Source organism: Streptomyces scopuliridis RB72, assembly GCF_000718095.1.
Lineage (GTDB): Bacteria > Actinomycetota > Actinomycetes > Streptomycetales > Streptomycetaceae > Streptomyces > Streptomyces scopuliridis.
The window spans coordinates 57,049-73,689 of record NZ_JOEI01000027.1; the positions used below are offsets into that span (position 1 = coordinate 57,049).

Sequence of the window (16,641 nt, forward strand, 5' to 3'; positions counted from 1 at the left end):
AAGAGGAGTGAAGAATGAGCACCCTGCAGCGCGTTCCCGCACTGGGGACGCACCCGGCCGGCGGTTCCCTGCCGACCCGCGCCGAGACCCGGGATCAACTGTCCAACGCGACGTACGACCTCCTGGTGATCGGCGGCGGCATTCTGGGCATCTCCACCGCCTGGCATGCCTCCCAGTCGGGACTGCGGGTGGCCCTCGTGGACGGCGGCGACTTCGCCGGCGCCACCTCGTCCGCCTCCTCGAAGCTGCTCCACGGCGGGCTGCGCTATCTGCAGACCGGCGCGGTGAAGCTGGTGGCGGAGAACCACTTCGAGCGCCGTGCGGTGTCCCGGCAGGTGGCACCGCATCTGGCCAATCCGCTCACGTTCTATCTGCCGGTCTACAAGGGCGGGCCGCACGGCGCGGCGAAGCTCGGGGCGGGCGTCTTCGCCTACTCCGCGCTCTCCGCGTTCGGTGACGGTGTCGGCCATGTGATCAGCCCGGCCAAGGCGCGGCAGGCCGTGCCCGAGCTGCGTACGGACAATCTGAAGGCCGTGGCCGTCTACGGCGACGACCAGATGAACGACGCGCGGATGGCGCTGATGACGGTCCGCGCGGCCGTCGACTCGGGCGCCACCGTCCTCAACCACGCCGAGGTCACCGGATTGCGCTTCACCCAGGGGCGGGTGACGGGCGCCGAACTCAGGGACCGGATGGACGGTACGGAGTTCGGCGTCGACGCCCGGCTCGTACTCAATGCCACCGGCCCCTGGGTCGACCATCTGCGGAAGATGGAGAACCCGGACGCGGCACCCTCCATCCGGCTCTCCAAGGGCGCGCATCTGGTGCTCAGGCGCACCGCCCCCTGGAAGGCCGCGCTCGCGACCCCGATAGACAAGTACCGCATCACCTTCGCCCTCCCCTGGGAGGACATGCTGCTGCTCGGCACGACGGACGAGGAGTACGAGGGCGAGCCCGGGGATGTCGCGGTCAACGAGAAGGACATCCACCAGATCCTGGACGAGGCGGCGTTCTCGGTCCGTGACCAGCAGCTGACCCGCGATCTGATCACCTACTCCTTCGCGGGACTGCGGGTGCTGCCCGGCGGGCCTGGCGACACTTCCAAGGCCAAGCGCGAGACGGTGGTGACCGAGGGCCGCGGCGGCATGCTGTCGGTCGCCGGCGGCAAGTGGACGACCTTCCGCCATATCGGCCGAACCGTGCTCGCCAAGCTGGAGTCCCTGCCGGGCCATCCCCTCGGCCAGGGCATGGAGCCGGTCTCGCGGCTGCCGAAGAAGCTGCCGCTGCCCGGGATCGCCAGCCCGAACGCGGTCGCCCACCGGCTGCTGATCGACGGCGGCGGTACGGGCCCGTCGATGGCGGTCGACACCGCCCGCCATCTCGCCACCCACTACGGCTCGCTCGCCTTCGACATCGTGCGGCTGGCGAACGAGCACCCGGCGCTGAGCGAGCGGATCCACCCGGACGCCCCGGAGATCTGGGCGCAGGTCGTCTACGCCCGGGACCACGAGTGGGCCGAGACGGTGGACGACGTACTGCGCCGCCGTACGACACTGACGATCCGCGGCCTGGACACGGAGGACATCCGCCACCGGGTCGAGACGCTGCTCGGCGAGCGGAGCTGAGAAGCCGGGCTACGGGCACATCCGTACGAATTGAGGGGCGCTCCCTGCCCGGGAGTGCCCCTCCCCGGCGTTCGGGGACGCATAATGGGGGCCGATACATCGGATGTATGGAGGTCCCCCATGGCTGTCACCGACGAGGCCATCGAGAAGATCAAGGGAATGATCGTCTCCGGCGCGCTGCGCCCGGGCGACCGCCTCCCCAAGGAGAGCGAACTCGCCGCCGAGCTGGGACTGTCCCGCAACTCGCTGCGCGAGGCGGTGCGCGCTCTGTCGCTGATCCGCATCCTCGACGTACGGCAGGGCGACGGCACGTACGTCACCAGCCTCGATCCCCAGTTGCTGCTGGAGGCGCTCAGCTTTGTCGTGGACTTCCACCGGGACGACACGGTCCTGGAGTTCCTGGCCGTACGGCGGATCCTGGAGCCGGCCGCCACCGCGATGGCGAGTTCCCGGATAACCGAGGCCGAACTGGACGCGCTGAGCGCCCAGTTGGACGCGCTGGGAGAGCGGCCCTCGGTGGAGCAGCTGGTCGCCGCCGATCTGGAGTTCCACCGAGGGATCGTGCAGTCGTCGGGCAATTCGGTGCTCTGCTCGCTCCTGGACGGGCTCTCCGGGCCCACCACCCGGGCCAGGATCTGGCGCGGGCTGACCCAGGAGGACGCGGTCAGCCGTACGCTCCACGAGCACCGGGCGATTCTGGCGGCGCTCAGGGACCGGGACGCCGAAGCGGCCCGGTCCTGGGCGACCGTCCATATCGCGAGCGTGGAGATGTGGCTGAGATCCACCCTCTGAGATCCCGTACGCCGGGCCTGCCCTCCGAGACGGGCCCGGCGCGGGTCAGTCCTGCTTCTCGCCGCTCGCGAAGCGCGAGATGACCAGCGCGACGATGATGATCGCGCCGTTCAGGAACTGGTTCCAGAGCGCGGGCACACCCCCGAGCGTCATCACATTGACCACCAGCTGAAGGGTCAGCACACCCGTCAGCGCCCCGAAGAGCGTGCCGCGCCCGCCCTTCAGGCTGATGCCTCCGATCACCGCGGCGGCGAAGACCTGGAAGATCCAGCCATTGCCCTGGGTGGCCGCGACCGAGCCGTAGTGGCCGGTGTAGAGGATGCCCGCGAAGGCCGCGAGCAGCCCGCCGAGGGCCAGCACGATCCAGGTGATCCGGTCCACCCGGATCCCGGCGGCGCGGGCCGCCTCCGGGTTGCCGCCGATGGCGTACAGCGAACGGCCGTGCCGCAGCCAGGCCAGCGCCGCGCCGCCGATCGCGAACAGCGCCAGACAGATCCAGACGGCGGCGGGGGCACCCAGCCAGTCGGTCTTGCCCAAGTACCGGAAGGACTCCGGGACATCGGTGATCGACTTGCCCTCGGTGATGCCGATATGGAGTCCGCGCAGCATGGTGAGCATGCCGAGGGTGGCGATGAAGCCGTTGACGCGCAGCTTCAGCATCAGGAAGCCGTTGACCGCGCCGATGGCCATGCCGACCAGCAGACAGGCGGGGATGGCCATCCAGACCGGCAGCAGATCGAGCCCGGCGAACCGGCCGCCCTCGGAGGGCAGTACCAGCCACATGGCGATGACCGGCGCGATCCCGATCGTCGACTCCAGCGACAGGTCCATCCGGCCGCAGATCAGGATCAGCGCCTGGCCGAGCACCAGCAGACTCAGCTCGGAGGACTGCTGGACGACGCTGATCAGATTGCTGGAGGTGAGGAAGACCGGCGAGACGATGAAGCCGATCACCATCAGCACCAGGATCACCGGCACCAGGGAGAAATCGCTCCACCGGATGAGCCGGAGCCGGTTCAACGGGCTCGCGCCGTCGGCCTCCTCGGCCACCGGCGGACGCATCGTCTCGGTCATTCCCGCTCCCCCACACCTTCCATGGCGGCGACCAGTTCCCGGTCGTTCCACCCACTTCCGAACGAAGCCACCACGCGCCCGTGGAACAGGGCGAGTACCCGGTCGCACACCCGCAGATCGTCCAGCTCGTCCGAGACGATCACGGCCGCGCTGCCCTCGTCCGCCACCCTGCGCACCACGCCGAGCAGCGAGTCCTTCGATTTGACGTCGACGCCCGCGGTGGGCCGCAGGGCGATCAGCGCGCTGGGTCCGCGCGCCAGGGCGCGGGCGACGACGACCTTCTGCTGATTGCCGCCGGACAGCCCCGAGACCGGCTGCTCGGGGCCCTGGGTCTTGATGTCCAGCGACTCGATCATGGCTCGGGCGAACTCCCTGGTCCGGGAGGGCAGTACGGTCCCCCACGGGCCGAGCCGGCCGGTGACCGTGAGCGTGGCGTTCTCGGCGACGCTGCGGTCCAGGACGAGCCCCTGGCGGTGCCGGTCCTCGGGGATGTAGCCGATGCCCGCGTCCAGCGCGTGCGGCACGCTGCCCGGCTTCACCGTACGGCCGCGTACGGAGATCCGCCCCGAGGTCGCCGTACGCATCCCGGCGAGCGTCTCGCCGAGCGCGGTGTTGCCGCTGGCGGCGGCTCCGGCCAGGCCGAGCACCTCACCGGGCCGTACGGCGAGATCCAGTGGCTCGAACTCGCCGTCCAGCGCCAGCGCTTCGGCCTTCAGTACGGGCTCGGCCGCCGGGTCCGGAGCGTCCGTCGCCTCCGCGCGCGCGGCATGCCAGGCGGTGACCGTCCCCGCGGACTCGCCGGTCATCGCCGTCACCAGCTCCGCCTTGGACAGCTCGGCGACCGGAGCGGTCAGCACATGGCGGGCGTCCCGGTAGACCGTGACGGCGGTGCACAGTTCGTACACCTCCTGGAGATGGTGGGAGATGAAGAGGAACGCCACGCCCTGGCCGCGCAGTTCCCGCAGCTTGTCGAAGAGCCGCTGGATACCGCGCGCGTCGAGCTGCGCCGTGGGCTCGTCCAGGATGATGAGCCGGGCGCCGAAGGACAGCGCCCGCGCGATCTCGACGAACTGCCGCTGCTCGACCGGGAGATCCTTGGCGCGGGCGTCGGGGTCGACGTCGACTCCGTACCCGGCGAGCAGGTCGCGCGCCTGGCGGCGCAGCCCCCGCCAGCTGATGAGGCGGCGGGCGCCGGACCCGGAGCCCCTGACTCCGTAGTCGTTGAGGAACAGGTTCTCGGCGACGGTCAGATCGGGTACGACCATCGACTTCTGGTAGACACAGGCGACCTTGGACTGCCAGGCCGAGGTGTCCCCGAAGGGGGGCGCGGGCTCGCCGCCGAAGGTCACCTCTCCCGCGTCCGGCCGGTGCAGCCCGGTGAGCACGCTGACCAGGGTGGACTTGCCCGCGCCATTGCGGCCGACGAGCGCGTGCGACTCGCCGGGCCGTACGGTGAGCCGGACACCGTCGAGCGCCACCGTGGGACCGAAGCGCTTGACGATGCCTTCCGCGTGGACCGCGGCGGGGGCCCGCTGCTGCTGTTCCATGGCTAGCTCTTCTTCTCCAGCTGGTTGGCCCAGAGCTTCGGGTCGTCCACGTTCTCCTTGGTCACCAGCGGCGCGGGGAGCTGGTCCTCGAAGCCGTTCGGGATCTTGATGATCGTGGAGTCGTGGTCGGTCGGGCCCGCCTTGGGCGTGGTGCCCGCCAGCGCCTGCTTCGCCCAGTACAGCGCGTACTTGGCGTACAGATCGGCCGGCTGGGAGACCGTGGCGTCGATCTTCCCCTCCCGGATCGCGTCCAGCTCCTCCGGGATGCCGTCATTGGAGATGATCGTGATGTGCCCCGCCTCGCCGGGCGCCTTGAGCAGCTTCTTCTGCTCCAGCAGGGCCAGTGTCGGCTGCAGGAAGACGCCGCCCGCCTGCATATAGATGCCGTTGATGTCGGGGTGGGCGGCCAGGGTCGACTGGAGCTTCGCCGAGGCCACATCGCCCTTCCACTCGGTGGCCAGCTCGAAGACCTTGATACCGGGGAACTTCTCGTCCATGCAGGACTTGAACGCCTCAGAACGGTCACGGCCGTTGATGGAGGAGAGGTCGCCCTGGAACTCGACGACCTTGCCCTTGCCCTTGAGCTGCTCGCCCAGGTAGGTGCATGCCTTCTCGCCGTACGCACGATTGTCGGCCCGTACGACCATGTAGACATCGCCCTTGTCGGGCCGGGTGTCGACGCTGATGACGGGGATCTTCTTCTCGCTCAGCGTCTGGAGCGTCTCGGCGATCGCCCCGGTGTCCTGCGGCGCCATGACGACGGCCTTGGCGCCCTGGTCGGTGAAGACCTGGACATTGGAGACGAGCTTGCCGATGTCGTTCTGCGAGTTGGTCAGGGAGAGCGCGTCGACCTCACCGTCCTTGACGCCCTTCTCGACGTACTGCTGATAGGAGTTCCAGAAGTCGCTGTCGCTGCGCGGCAGGTCGATACCGACCTTGCCGCCGCCGGCCGCGTCGCTTCCCTGGTCGCGGTTGCAGCCCGCCAGGGCGGTCACGGCCAGCAGCACGGCGCAGGCCGAGGCGCTCGTCGTACGGAGTCTGTGAAGTGGGGGGCGCCCCACCGGGTGTCGCGGCATGGATTGTCCCGTCCTTTGTCCCTCATACATGCGTGAGTGCGGCTCAGCTCAGGTGGCGGGGCGCAGGCGCAGGCCCTGCATTCCGCCGTCGACCGGGAGCGCCGTGCCGGTGACGGCGGCGGCGGCCGGGCTGGCGAGATAGGCGACGGCGGCGGCGACCTCGTCCGCGCCGACCAGCCGTCCCGTGGGCTGGCGCGCTTCGAGGGCGGCGCGTTCGGCCGCGGGGTCCTGGGCCTGGTCGAGCAGTCTGCCGACCCAGGGCGTATCGGCGGTACCGGGGTTGACGCAGTTGACGCGGATGCCCTCGCGGACATGGTCGGCGGCCATCGCCAGGGTCAGCGAGAGGACCGCGCCCTTGCTGGCGCTGTACAGGGCGCGCTGGGGCAGCCCCGCGGTGGCGGCGATCGAGCAGGTCTGGGTGATCGAGACGCAGCCGGGCCGCTCGGTTGCCGAGCGGCGCAGATGGGGCACGGCATGCCGGGCCGTGCGGACCATGCCGAGGACATTGATGTCGAGGACCCGCAGCCACTCCTCGTCGGGGTTGTCCACGACGGTGCCGATGGCGCCGATCCCCGCGTTGGAGACGACCGTGTGCAGCCCGCCGAGCTCCTCGGCCGCCGCGTCCACGGCCGCCCGTACCGCCGCGTCGTCGGTGACATCGGCGGTGAGGGTCAGCGTTCCGGCGGGCGCTCCGGCGCAGTCGCGGTCCAGTACGGCGACCCTCGCGCCCCGGGCGAGCAGCAGCGTCGCGACGGCCGCCCCGATCCCCGAGGCGCCACCGGTCACCAGCGCGCCGAGCCCCTCGAAATCCCTTACCCGTGCTGCCTCAACGGCGGTCATGCGCCGGCCTCCTCGGTAGTGCGGCGGGCCTGCCAGACGGGCCCGTCGGGATAGCTGTGCGCGGCGATGGACTCGGGGAGCATCCGGGCGGAGAAGCCCGGTGCGCTCGGTGCCCGATAGCGCGCGGAGACGACCACCGCCGGGTCGGCGAAGTGCTCGTGGAGATGGTCGACGTACTCGATGACCCGGCCCTCCAGGCTGCCGGAGACGGCGATGTAGTCGAACATCGAGAGATGCTGGACGAGTTCGCAGAGCCCGACACCGCCCGCGTGCGGGCAGACGGGCACGCCGAACTTGGCCGCGAGCAGCAGGATCGCCAGATTCTCGTTGACGCCGGCGACCCGGGCCGCGTCGATCTGGACATAGTCGACGGCGCCGGCCTGGAGCAGCTGCTTGAAGACGACCCGGTTGGCGACATGCTCGCCGGTGGCCACCTTGACCGGCTGGCCGGCCCGGATCGCGGCATGGCCGAGGATGTCGTCGGGGCTGGTCGGCTCCTCGATCCAGTGCGGTTCGTACGGCGCGAGGGCCGACATCCAGCGCAGCGCCTCGGACACGTCCCAGCGCTGGTTGGCGTCGACGGCGATCCGGATATCGGGGCCGACGGCCGCGCGGGCCAGCTTCATCCGCCGGATGTCGTCGTCCAGATCGCCGCCGACCTTCAGCTTGATCTGTTCGAAGCCGTCGGCGACCGCCTGCTCGGCGAGCGTCACCAGCTTGGCGTCGTCGTAGCCGAGCCAGCCGGGCGAGGTGGTGTACGCGGGGTAACCCTCGGCCCTCAGCCGGGCGGTGCGCTCGGCGCGCCCCGGCTCCGCGGCGCGCAGGATGTCCAGAGCCTCGTCCGGGGTGAGGGCGTCGGTCAGATAGCGGAAGTCGACGAGCGAGACGATCTCTTCCGGCGTCATCGCGGCGAGGAACTCCCAGACGGGTCTGCCCGCGCTCTTGGCCGCGAGATCCCAGGCGGCGTTGATGACGGCGCCCGCCGCCATGTGCATCACGCCCTTCTCCGGGCCGAGCCAGCGCAGTTGGGAGTCATGGGTCAGTTCGGTGGAGAGCGCGGCGAGATCGGCCGGGGTGCGGGGGGCCGGGCGCCCGACGACATAGGGGCGCAGCGCCCCGATGGCGGCCGCGGTGACGTCATTGCCGCGCCCGATGGTGAAACAGAGGCCATGCCCCTCCGCACCGTCGTCGGTACGCAGGACCACATAGGCGGCCGAGTAATCGGGATCGGGGTTCATCGCGTCGGAGCCGTCGAGCTGTTCCGAGGTGGGAAAGCGGATGTCGTGAACCTCGAATCCCGTGACGGTCTGACTCATACACGCCCCTTGAGAAGAACATCGGATCTCTTTTGGTCATCCGATGTATAGCGTCGTGGGCGCCCGATCGTCCAGGGCCGGGACGAAAATTACGATCACAGCTCGGATGAATCGTCGATGCCGGATCGCAATTCTTTGGGCTATGCCCCGGTACGGCGAAGTTCACCCTGCCGGGCACGGGGCTGCGGGCGGGCAGGTGTGAAGCCGTAAGGTTGGTGCGTACGAGAGGCAACTTCGGAAGGAGGCACTGGGTGATCGAGCTCGACGGGGTTCCCGAGCTGGTCGACCCGGTCATGGTGGCCGCGTTCGAGGGCTGGAACGACGCGGGCGACGCGGCCTCCACCGCGGTGGCGCATCTGGACCGGGAGTGGAAGGGCGAGGTGTTCGCGGCGCTGGACGCCGAGGACTACTACGACTTCCAGGTCAACCGGCCCACGGTCTATCTGGAGGGCGGCCTGCGGAAGATCACCTGGCCGACCACCCGGCTCTCCGTGGTGCGGGTCGGCGGTGAGAAGCCCCGTGATCTGGTGCTGGTCCGCGGGATCGAGCCGTCCATGCGCTGGCGCTCGTTCTGCAACGAGCTGCTGGGCTTCGCCCATGAGCTGGGCGTGGAGATGGTGGTCATCCTGGGCGCGCTGCTCGGCGACACCCCGCACACCCGGCCGGTGCCGGTCAGCGGGATCACCTCCGACACGGACCTGGCCAGGACGATGGACCTGGAGGAGACCCGGTACGAGGGGCCGACCGGCATCGTCGGCATCCTCCAGGAGGCCTGTACGCACGCGGGCGTGCCCGCGGTGAGTCTGTGGGCCGCCGTACCGCACTATGTGTCGCAGCCGCCCAACCCGAAGGCCACGCTGGCGCTCCTCAACCGGCTGGAGGACCTCATCGGTCTCCGCATCCCGCAGGGTGAACTGGCCGAGGACGCACGGGCCTGGCAGCTGGGGGTGGACCAACTGGCCGCCGAGGACAGCGAGGTGGCGGAGTACGTGCAGTCGTTGGAGGAGGCGCGGGACACCGCGGAGCTTCCCGAGGCGTCCGGCGAGGCCATCGCCCGGGAGTTCGAGCGGTATCTGCGGCGGCGTGACGGCGATCCCGGCCAGGGTCCGGGAAGCCATGCCTCGGAGAGTGGCGAGGGCCCGCCCTACCTGCGCGACACGCCGGGTGGCCGGCGCCGCCCGCAGAAGCCGCCGCGCGGCGGCCCCGACACGGGCAAGGGACCCGAGCAGGGCCCGGGACCCGAGCGGGGCTCAGGACGCGGGCCGGACGCCGGTCCTGACGGGGACACAGGCTCCGAGGACGACGAGGGTCCCGCCGGTCCCGCCGGTCCCGCCGAGGACTGAGCGCGCCTCAGGGAAGACAGAGACATACGGGAGCGGGGCGGCGCCTTCTTGGCACCGCCCCGCTCCCGTGGACGTGACTACAGCGCGACGCCGAGCAGCGCGTCGACCGCGCGCGACACCACTCCGGGCGCCCCCTCGTCCGTACCGCCCGTGGTCTCCTGGAGCGCCGCCCAGCGGTCGACGGCCGTGAGCGCCGCGGGGGCGTCCAGATCGTCCGCCAGCGCCTCACGGATCTCGTCGACCACCGCCTCGGCCGAGGGCCCGTCGGGCCGCGACACCGCGGCCCGCCAGCGCGCCAGCCGCTCCACGGCGTCCTGGAGCACCTGGTCCGTCCACTCCCAGTCGGAGCGGTAGTGGTGCGCCAGGAGCGCGAGCCGGATCGCCGCCGGGTCCACTCCCTCGCGGCGCAGCGTCGAGACGAATACCAGATTGCCCTTGGACTTGGACATCTTCTCGCCGTCCAGGGCGACCATTCCGGCGTGCACATAGGCCCGGGCGAACGGGTATTCGCCGGTCAGCGCCTGCGCGTGCGAGGCGCCCATCTCGTGGTGCGGGAAGGCCAGATCGCTGCCGCCGCCCTGGACGTCGAAGCCCATGCCCAGATGGTCCAGGGCGATGGCCACACACTCGATGTGCCAGCCGGGACGGCCGCGGCCCAGACTGCCCCCGTCCCAGCTCGGCTCGCCCGGACGCGCGGCCAGCCAGAGGATCGGGTCGAGGGGGTTCTTCTTGCCGGGCCGGTCGGGGTCGCCGCCGCGCTCCGCGGAGAGCAGCCGCATCGTTTCGGCATCGAGGCGTGAGACCTCGCCGAAGTGCGGATCGGCCTCGACCGAGAAGTAGACGTCACCGTCGAGTTCGTACGCGGCCCCTGCGTCGCGCAGCCGCTCCACCAGCGGCACGATGCCCGGTATAGCCTCCACGGCGCCGATGTAGTGCTGGGGCGGCAGCATCCGAAGGGCGGTCATGTCCTCCCGGAAGAGCGCCGTCTCGCGCTCCGCGAGCCCGACCCAGTCCTCTCCGTCGCGCTGCGCCCGCTCCAGCAGCGGATCGTCGACATCGGTCACGTTCTGGACGTAGTGAACCTGCCGCTTGGTGTCGAGCCACACGCGCTGAACGAGGTCGAACGCGTTGTAGGTCGCCGCGTGACCCATGTGGGTCGCGTCGTACGGCGTGATGCCGCAGACGTAGATACGGGCGACGGGACCGGGCTCAAGGGTGACTCGGCCATCGGTCGAGGTGTCGTGAATCCTGAGGTCGCGGCCCTTGCCAGGCAGGGCGGGGACCTCGGAAGCGGGCCAGGCATGCATGTCATGAGCGTAACCGGATGGATATTCCGCATACGAACCGGATGGGGGGGCCTGGCCGGTTGGGCGCTCTTGCGCGATCCGCCACGAGGTGTTCAGGGCCTCCCGGCGCGAGCGGCACCTGTGGTCGTACCGCCCGTGCCTGTGCCGGTCTTCTGCCGTGGTCAGACCGGTGGCCAGGGGATCGCGGGCCACTGGCCGGAGGGCTCCGGGTGGCGGCCCGTGTGGCGGAGTTCACCCACACGCGACCGAATGGCGTCGGTCTCGGCCACGGTGAGCAGTTCGGCCAGCCGGGTGGCGAGGGGCGCGCCCTCCATCAGGGCCTCCTCCAGCCTGCCGAGCACCTCCAGCGTCTGCTCCGGCAGGGGCTCGCCCGCCCAGCCCCACAGCAGGGTGCGCAGCTTGTCCTCGACGTTGAAGGTGACGCCGTGGTCGATGGCGTACAGCCGGCCCTCGGGCGCGGGCAGCAGATGGCCGCCCTTGCGGTCGCCGTTGTTGATCACCGCGTCGAGCACGGCGAGGCGCCGCAGCCGCTCGTCGTCCGCGTGCACCAGCAGGGCGGTCTCCCCCTCGCCCACCTCGGCGAGGCCGACCGCCTTCCAGCCCTCGCCCGGCTCCTCCTCCTCGACGAGGGCCAGCAGCGGCGCCGCGGTCCCGTCCGCGTCCGCCTCGATCCACAGCTGGCACATGCCCTCGCCGTAGGGACCGTCCCGCAGCACGGTCGGGGGCACCAGCCCCCAGCCGGTCGCCTCGGAGACCTCGTACGCCGCGACCTCGCGCTGGGCCAGCGTGCCGTCGGGGAAGTCCCACAGGGGCCGCTCGCCCGCGACGGGTTTGTAGACGCAGTGGGCTTCCTCGCCCTCGTACGAGACGGAGCAGTAGAGCACCGCGTTGGACGCCTCGCGGATACGCCCGAGCACCTTCAGGTCGCCCTTGGCGAGGAGATCGACCGCCGTCACGCTCCGCGGCGGTATCCGTTCTGGCGCGGGCATACGTGTCCTTCCGGATCGAGCGGCAGGCTGCACAGCGGGCACGGCGGACGGCCGGCGTTGACCACGTCCAGGGCGCGCTTGGCGAAGGCCCTGGCCTGGGCGCCGGTCAGCCGGACGCGGAGCATCGGCGGGCCGTTCTCCTCGTCCTGGAGCAGTCGCTCCTCGGCCTCGGCGAGGTCCTCGTCGGTATCGGCGTCCAGCTCGACGAGCGCCTGCGCCTCGACGATCATGCGCTGCTCGTCGCCGTCCCAGGCCAGCGCCATCGTGCCGACCCGGAACTCCTCCTCCACCGGGGCGTCGAGCGGCGCGGAGTCGGAGACGTCGGAGGGCGCCATGGCGGGTACGGGGGCATTGCCGCCGGTACGGCGTACGACCTCGTCGAGCAGCTCATCGATCCGCTCGGCGAGCGCGGCCACCTGGGTCTTCTCCAGGGCGACGCTGGTGACGCGCCCTGCGGCGGAAGCCTGCAGGAAGAACGTACGGCGTCCAGGCAGCCCGACCGTACCGGCCACGAAGCGGTCCGGCGGGTCGTAGAGGAACACCTGACGGGACACGTCCTGATCTCCCTTGGAAATCGTCGGTTACGGCACATCGGTCATGGCAATGGGTCGTGCATCGCGATGGGCGGGCCGCGAGTCCCGGGAAGCCCCTGGATCTCGCGGACGGCGCGTCCACCCTACTGCGCGGAGCGATCACGGTGCTCCCGCTCCGCCTCCCACGACGCCGCTGCCACCGCCGGTGTTCTCACGCGGCGCCAGCCCGGTGAGCTCGCCGGTGTCGCCGAGCCGCAGCACGAAGGGGCGCAGCCGGGTGTAGCGGACCGCCGTGACCGAGCAGGGGTCCACATGGATCCGCTGGAAGAGATCCAGATGCATGCCCAGGGCGTCCGCCACGAGCGCCTTGATGATGTCCCCGTGCGAGCACATCAGGAAGGCGGCGTCCTCGCCGTGCTCCTTCTCGACGCGCGCGTTCCACTCCCGTACGGCGTCGACGGCGCGCGCCTGCATCGCGCGCATCGACTCGCCCCCGGGGAAGACGGCGGCGGAGGGATGCTGCTGCACGACCGTCATCAGCGGCTCGTCGGCCAGTTCGGCGAGCTTGCGGCCGGACCAGTCGCCGTAGTGGCACTCCCCGATCCGGTCGTCGGTCTGGAGCGCCAGCTCCGGCCGGGCGTCCAGCAGCGGCTGGAGGGTCTCCCGGCAGCGCTGCAACGGGCTGCTGACGACGGCGGCGATCGGCACCCGCGCCAGCCGGCCGGGCAGCGCCGCGGCCTGGGCGGCGCCGCGCTCGTCGAGGGCGACCCCCGGCGTCCAGCCCGCGAGCAGCCCCGCGGTGTTGGCGGTGGACCGTCCATGACGTACGAGGATCAACGTGGCCATGCCCGCCAGCGTAGGCGGTCGGTACGGCAGCGTCATGGGCCGGTACGTGCCCGAGGGATGCGGGCGGGATGCGGAGGGGGGAGAATGCCCGCCGTGATCGTGGACTGTGCCATCTACCGCGACGGACGCCGTACCGACGGCCCCGCCGACTTCTCCGACGCCCTCGCCGAGGCGCGCGCCACGGGCGACGCGTTCCTCTGGCTCGGGCTGCACGAGGCCACGGCTCACGAGTTCGACCTCGTGAGCAGCGAGTTCGGGCTGCATCCGCTGGCCGTGGAGGACGCGCTCACCGCGCATCAGCGGCCCAAGCTGGAGGTCTACGACGACTCGCTGTTCGTGGTCCTCAAACCGGTGCGCTACGAGCCCGAGAACGACATCGTCTCCTCCGGTGAGCTGATGGTCTTCATCGGCGACTCGTTCGTGGTGACGGTCCGGCACGGCGAGGGCGCTCCGCTGGCGGCCGTACGGCAGCGACTCGAAGCGGAGCCCGAGGTCCTCAGGCATGGCCCCACGTCGGTCCTGTACGCGGTCAGCGACGCGGTCGTGGACCACTACATCGAGGTGGCCGGTGAGCTCCAGATCGATCTGGAGGAGTTGGAGGAGGAGGTCTTCGCGCCGAACGGGGGCGACGGCGGATCCGGGTCGTCCAGGCCGGGATCGGGATCGGGAACGTCGACCGCGGAGCGGATCTACACCTTCAAGCGGCAGGTGATGGAGTTCCGCCGGGCCACCGGCCCGCTGGCGATGCCGATGGCCCGGCTGGCGGTCCCCGGGGTGCCGTTCGTCGACACGGGCTCACAGCCGTTCTTCCGGGACGTCAACGACCATCTGCTGCACGCCAATGAGCAGGTGGAGGCGCTCGACCGGCTGCTCTCCGACATCCTGGCGGCGCATCTCGCGCAGATGGGGGTGCGGCAGAACGACGACATGCGGAAGATCTCGGCGTGGGCGGCCATGGCCGCCGTCCCCACGCTGGTCGCGGGGATCTACGGCATGAACTTCAAGCACATGCCTGAGCTGAGATACGCGTGGGCGTACCCGGCCGTGATCGCCTTCATGGCGGTCGTGGTCTTCGGGCTGCACCGGGCGTTCAAGCGTCGCGGCTGGCTCTGACTCGCCGGTGCGTCAGGGTTTGGCGGCGCGAAGGCTCAGAAGGCCGGCGCGGTTCAGAAGGCCGGCGCGGCGGTCGCGGACCCGCCGAGCGCGTCGCGCCGCTCCGGCATCGTGAGCGAGACCATCCGGCGCCAGCCGATGAGCCGTTCGTACGCGTAGATGGCGTGGATCCCTACGGCGAGCGCCGCCGACTTGGGCGCCGGCCAGCCCAGGATCCGGCCCATCCGGCCCATCACGGCGAGGCTCACCTGACGGTAGACCCTGATCTCGGACAGGGCGCAGTGCCTCAAGGTGCGCTGGATCGTACGGCCGTGGCCCGCGCGGGCCAGCCGCAGCAACTCCTCGTGGCAGTAGGCGAGATGGTTGTCCTCGTCATTGCTGATCATCTTGATGGCCTTGCCGACCTCGGGATTGTCGCCGAAGTACCGGACGAGCATCACCATCTGGTCGGCGGCCCGCTGCTCGGTGATCCGGCTGTGCGAGAGGTAGACGAGGACGTCCTCCTCGGTCAGCGGCTCGTCACGGCGCAGCTTCGTGTGGGTGAGGCCGATGCCCCGCCGCTCCAGCAGCATGGTGTAGTCGGTCTCGGCGGGCACCGGGACCGGCTGGAGGCCGCGCTTCCTCAGCAGGGCGTTGAAGATCCGCCCGTGCTTGTCCTCGTCGGCGCCGTGCCGGGCGATCTTCGGGGCGAGATCCCGCATGGACTCCGGCACCAGAGCGGCGATCCGGCCGTTCTCCCAGCCTCCCTGGGCCTCGCCGCTGGCCGCGATGGAGCAGAAGAGCCGGAAGGAACGGTCGTCGTCCAGGATTTCCTGGAACAGGCTTCGGGCCGAGAGCATCACTGCCACCTCCATACAGACATCCGCAGAAACCGAGTCAAATGGGGTGCGGGGTAACAGGCAACAGCTACGCCGGGCGGCTGAGCCGAAAGAAGGAGCGCGAAGGAGGCCCCGGCGCGTAACCGAGCGGGGCCCGGACGCGTTGTCGTACATGACGGCCGTGGCGGGGAAGACCCCCCGAGCCCCCACCACGGCCGCAGACTTCCCTTATGGGCGCGCGAATCCGGTAGCCCGTTCGGGCTAGGAAGCTACGCGCCGGCGCAGCTACGGGCTATGGCGGCTACGACACCAGCCCGGCGCGCTCCAGGGCTTCCGTGCCGACGCGGAGCGCGGCGATCCGCTCGTCGAGCGTGAAACCGGACGGTGCGAGGGTCAGCGTCGTGACCCCGGCGGCGGCGTACGCCCCCATCCGGTCGGCGATCCGCTCCATGGAGCCGAGCAGCGTGGTCGAGTCGATCAGCTCGTGCGGTACGGCCGCCGCCGCGCCGTTCTTGTCGCCGGCGAGGTACGTGTCCTGGATCTCGGCGGCCTCCTTCTCGTATCCCATGCGGCGCGCGAGCTGGTTGTAGAAGTTCTGCTTGCGGCTGCCCATCCCGCCCACGTAGAGCGCGGTGTACGGACGGAAGACATCGGCCAGCGCCTTGATGTCGTCGCCGACCGCGATCGGCACGGTGGGGCAGACATCGAAGCCGTCCATGGTCAGCCCGGCCTTCTCGCGGCCCGCCCGCAGATGCCGGATCGCCGTGTCCTCCAGGTGCTCGGCGGAGGGGAAGATCAGCAGCGCGCCGTCGGCGATCTCGCCTGTCTGCTCCAGGTTCTTGGGGCCGATCGCGGCGATGTAGAGCGGGATGTGCTCGCGCTCCGGATGCACGGTCAGCTTCAGCGGCTTGCCGGGGCCGCCGGGCAGCGGCAGCGTCCAGTGCTCGCCCTCGTACGACAGCCGCTCACGGGTCATGGCCCTGCGGACGATCTCCACGTACTCCCGGGTGCGGGCGAGGGGCTTGTCGAACTTCACTCCGTACCACCCCTCGGAGACCTGCGGTCCCGAGACGCCGAGGCCGAGCCGGAACCGGCCGCCGGAGAGGGAGTCGAGGGTGGCGGCGGTCATGGCCGTCATCGCGGGCTGGCGCGCCGGGATCTGGAGGATCGCGGAGCCGACATCGATGCTCTCGGTCTGCGCGGCGACCCAGCTCAGTACGGTCGGCGCGTCGGAGCCGTACGCCTCGGCGGCCCAGCAGACGTCGTAGCCGAGCCGGTCGGCCTCCTGCGCGACGGCGAGGTTGTCGCCGTCCATCCCCGCGCCCCAGTATCCGAGGTTGATGCCGAGCCGCATAACCACTCCCTTACCGATGAGTAACGTCCCTGTGCCCGGGACTCTAGCGCGCGATACGGGGATCCGTC

15 protein-coding genes are annotated in these 16,641 nt (G+C 70.6%); 4 read left to right on the forward strand and 11 right to left on the reverse strand.

Translation table 11 applies throughout. The annotated features are described in order from the left end of the window. Positions 1-14 precede the first annotated feature (14 nt). Entirely contained in the window at positions 15-1,625 is a 1,611-nt protein-coding gene (locus IF11_RS0128505; RefSeq protein ID WP_030354623.1) for a glycerol-3-phosphate dehydrogenase/oxidase, read from the forward strand. Positions 1,626-1,745: 120 nt separating this feature from the next. Then, positions 1,746-2,417 (forward strand): FadR/GntR family transcriptional regulator, encoded by a 672-nt coding sequence (locus tag IF11_RS0128510; protein ID WP_030354624.1) that lies wholly within the window; start codon positions 1,746-1,748, stop codon positions 2,415-2,417. A gap of 45 nt (positions 2,418-2,462) precedes the next feature. On the opposite strand, the gene IF11_RS0128515 is transcribed toward IF11_RS0128510, so the two are convergent. From IF11_RS0128515 to IF11_RS0128535, 5 genes are read right to left on the reverse strand one after another with little or no spacing between them, the layout of a single operon-like run. Beyond that, positions 2,463-3,491, reverse strand: coding sequence for an ABC transporter permease (locus IF11_RS0128515; protein WP_030354625.1), 1,029 nt, complete (start codon positions 3,489-3,491; stop codon positions 2,463-2,465). Next, on the reverse strand, positions 3,488-5,038 hold the full coding sequence (locus IF11_RS0128520) for a sugar ABC transporter ATP-binding protein (protein ID WP_030354626.1): 1,551 nt from the start codon (positions 5,036-5,038) through the stop codon (positions 3,488-3,490). Before IF11_RS0128520 ends, IF11_RS0128515 begins: the two co-directional genes overlap by 4 nt. A 2-nt stretch (positions 5,039-5,040) precedes the next feature. After that, complete coding sequence (locus IF11_RS0128525; protein ID WP_051746321.1) at positions 5,041-6,114, reverse strand: sugar ABC transporter substrate-binding protein; 1,074 nt, start codon at positions 6,112-6,114, stop codon at positions 5,041-5,043. Positions 6,115-6,162: 48 nt separating this feature from the next. After that, on the reverse strand, positions 6,163-6,954 hold the full coding sequence (locus tag IF11_RS0128530) for an SDR family NAD(P)-dependent oxidoreductase (RefSeq protein ID WP_030354628.1): 792 nt from the start codon (positions 6,952-6,954) through the stop codon (positions 6,163-6,165). Beyond that, the gene (locus IF11_RS0128535) at positions 6,951-8,270 is read right to left on the reverse strand and encodes an enolase C-terminal domain-like protein (protein WP_030354629.1); all 1,320 of its coding nucleotides are present in this window, start codon (positions 8,268-8,270) and stop codon (positions 6,951-6,953) included. The genes IF11_RS0128530 and IF11_RS0128535 overlap by 4 nt, the downstream gene beginning before the upstream one ends. Before the next feature lie 251 nt (positions 8,271-8,521). Between IF11_RS0128535 and IF11_RS0128540 the strand changes: the two genes are divergently transcribed. After that, on the forward strand, positions 8,522-9,613 hold the full coding sequence (locus IF11_RS0128540; protein WP_078490975.1) for a PAC2 family protein: 1,092 nt from the start codon (positions 8,522-8,524) through the stop codon (positions 9,611-9,613). A 77-nt stretch (positions 9,614-9,690) separates the two neighbouring features. On the opposite strand, the gene mshC is transcribed toward IF11_RS0128540, so the two are convergent. From mshC to IF11_RS0128560, 4 genes are all read right to left on the reverse strand, one after another. Beyond that, a complete protein-coding gene (mshC, locus tag IF11_RS0128545) occupies positions 9,691-10,920 on the reverse strand; it encodes a cysteine--1-D-myo-inosityl 2-amino-2-deoxy-alpha-D-glucopyranoside ligase (RefSeq protein WP_030354631.1) in 1,230 nt (409 codons plus the stop codon). A gap of 161 nt (positions 10,921-11,081) precedes the next feature. Next, the gene (locus IF11_RS0128550) at positions 11,082-11,909 is read right to left on the reverse strand and encodes an SCO1664 family protein (RefSeq protein ID WP_030354632.1); all 828 of its coding nucleotides are present in this window, start codon (positions 11,907-11,909) and stop codon (positions 11,082-11,084) included. Then, on the reverse strand, positions 11,873-12,463 hold the full coding sequence (locus IF11_RS0128555; protein ID WP_030354633.1) for a DUF3090 domain-containing protein: 591 nt from the start codon (positions 12,461-12,463) through the stop codon (positions 11,873-11,875). The genes IF11_RS0128550 and IF11_RS0128555 overlap by 37 nt, the downstream gene beginning before the upstream one ends. Positions 12,464-12,601: 138 nt before the next feature. Beyond that, positions 12,602-13,288 (reverse strand): histidine phosphatase family protein, encoded by a 687-nt coding sequence (locus tag IF11_RS0128560; protein ID WP_030354634.1) that lies wholly within the window; start codon positions 13,286-13,288, stop codon positions 12,602-12,604. An 84-nt stretch (positions 13,289-13,372) separates the two neighbouring features. Here IF11_RS0128560 and IF11_RS0128565 point away from each other — a divergent pair, with 84 nt between their 5' ends. Continuing rightward, a complete protein-coding gene (locus IF11_RS0128565; protein WP_030354635.1) occupies positions 13,373-14,401 on the forward strand; it encodes a magnesium and cobalt transport protein CorA in 1,029 nt (342 codons plus the stop codon). 53 nt (positions 14,402-14,454) lie between these two features. Here IF11_RS0128565 and IF11_RS0128570 read toward each other — a convergent pair whose 3' ends face one another. Together IF11_RS0128570 and IF11_RS0128575 are read right to left on the reverse strand one after the other, a co-directional pair. Then, a complete protein-coding gene (locus tag IF11_RS0128570; RefSeq protein WP_030354636.1) occupies positions 14,455-15,240 on the reverse strand; it encodes a ferritin-like domain-containing protein in 786 nt (261 codons plus the stop codon). 280 nt (positions 15,241-15,520) lie between these two features. Next, positions 15,521-16,573, reverse strand: coding sequence for an LLM class F420-dependent oxidoreductase (locus IF11_RS0128575; RefSeq protein WP_030354637.1), 1,053 nt, complete (start codon positions 16,571-16,573; stop codon positions 15,521-15,523). Positions 16,574-16,641: the final 68 nt, after the last annotated feature.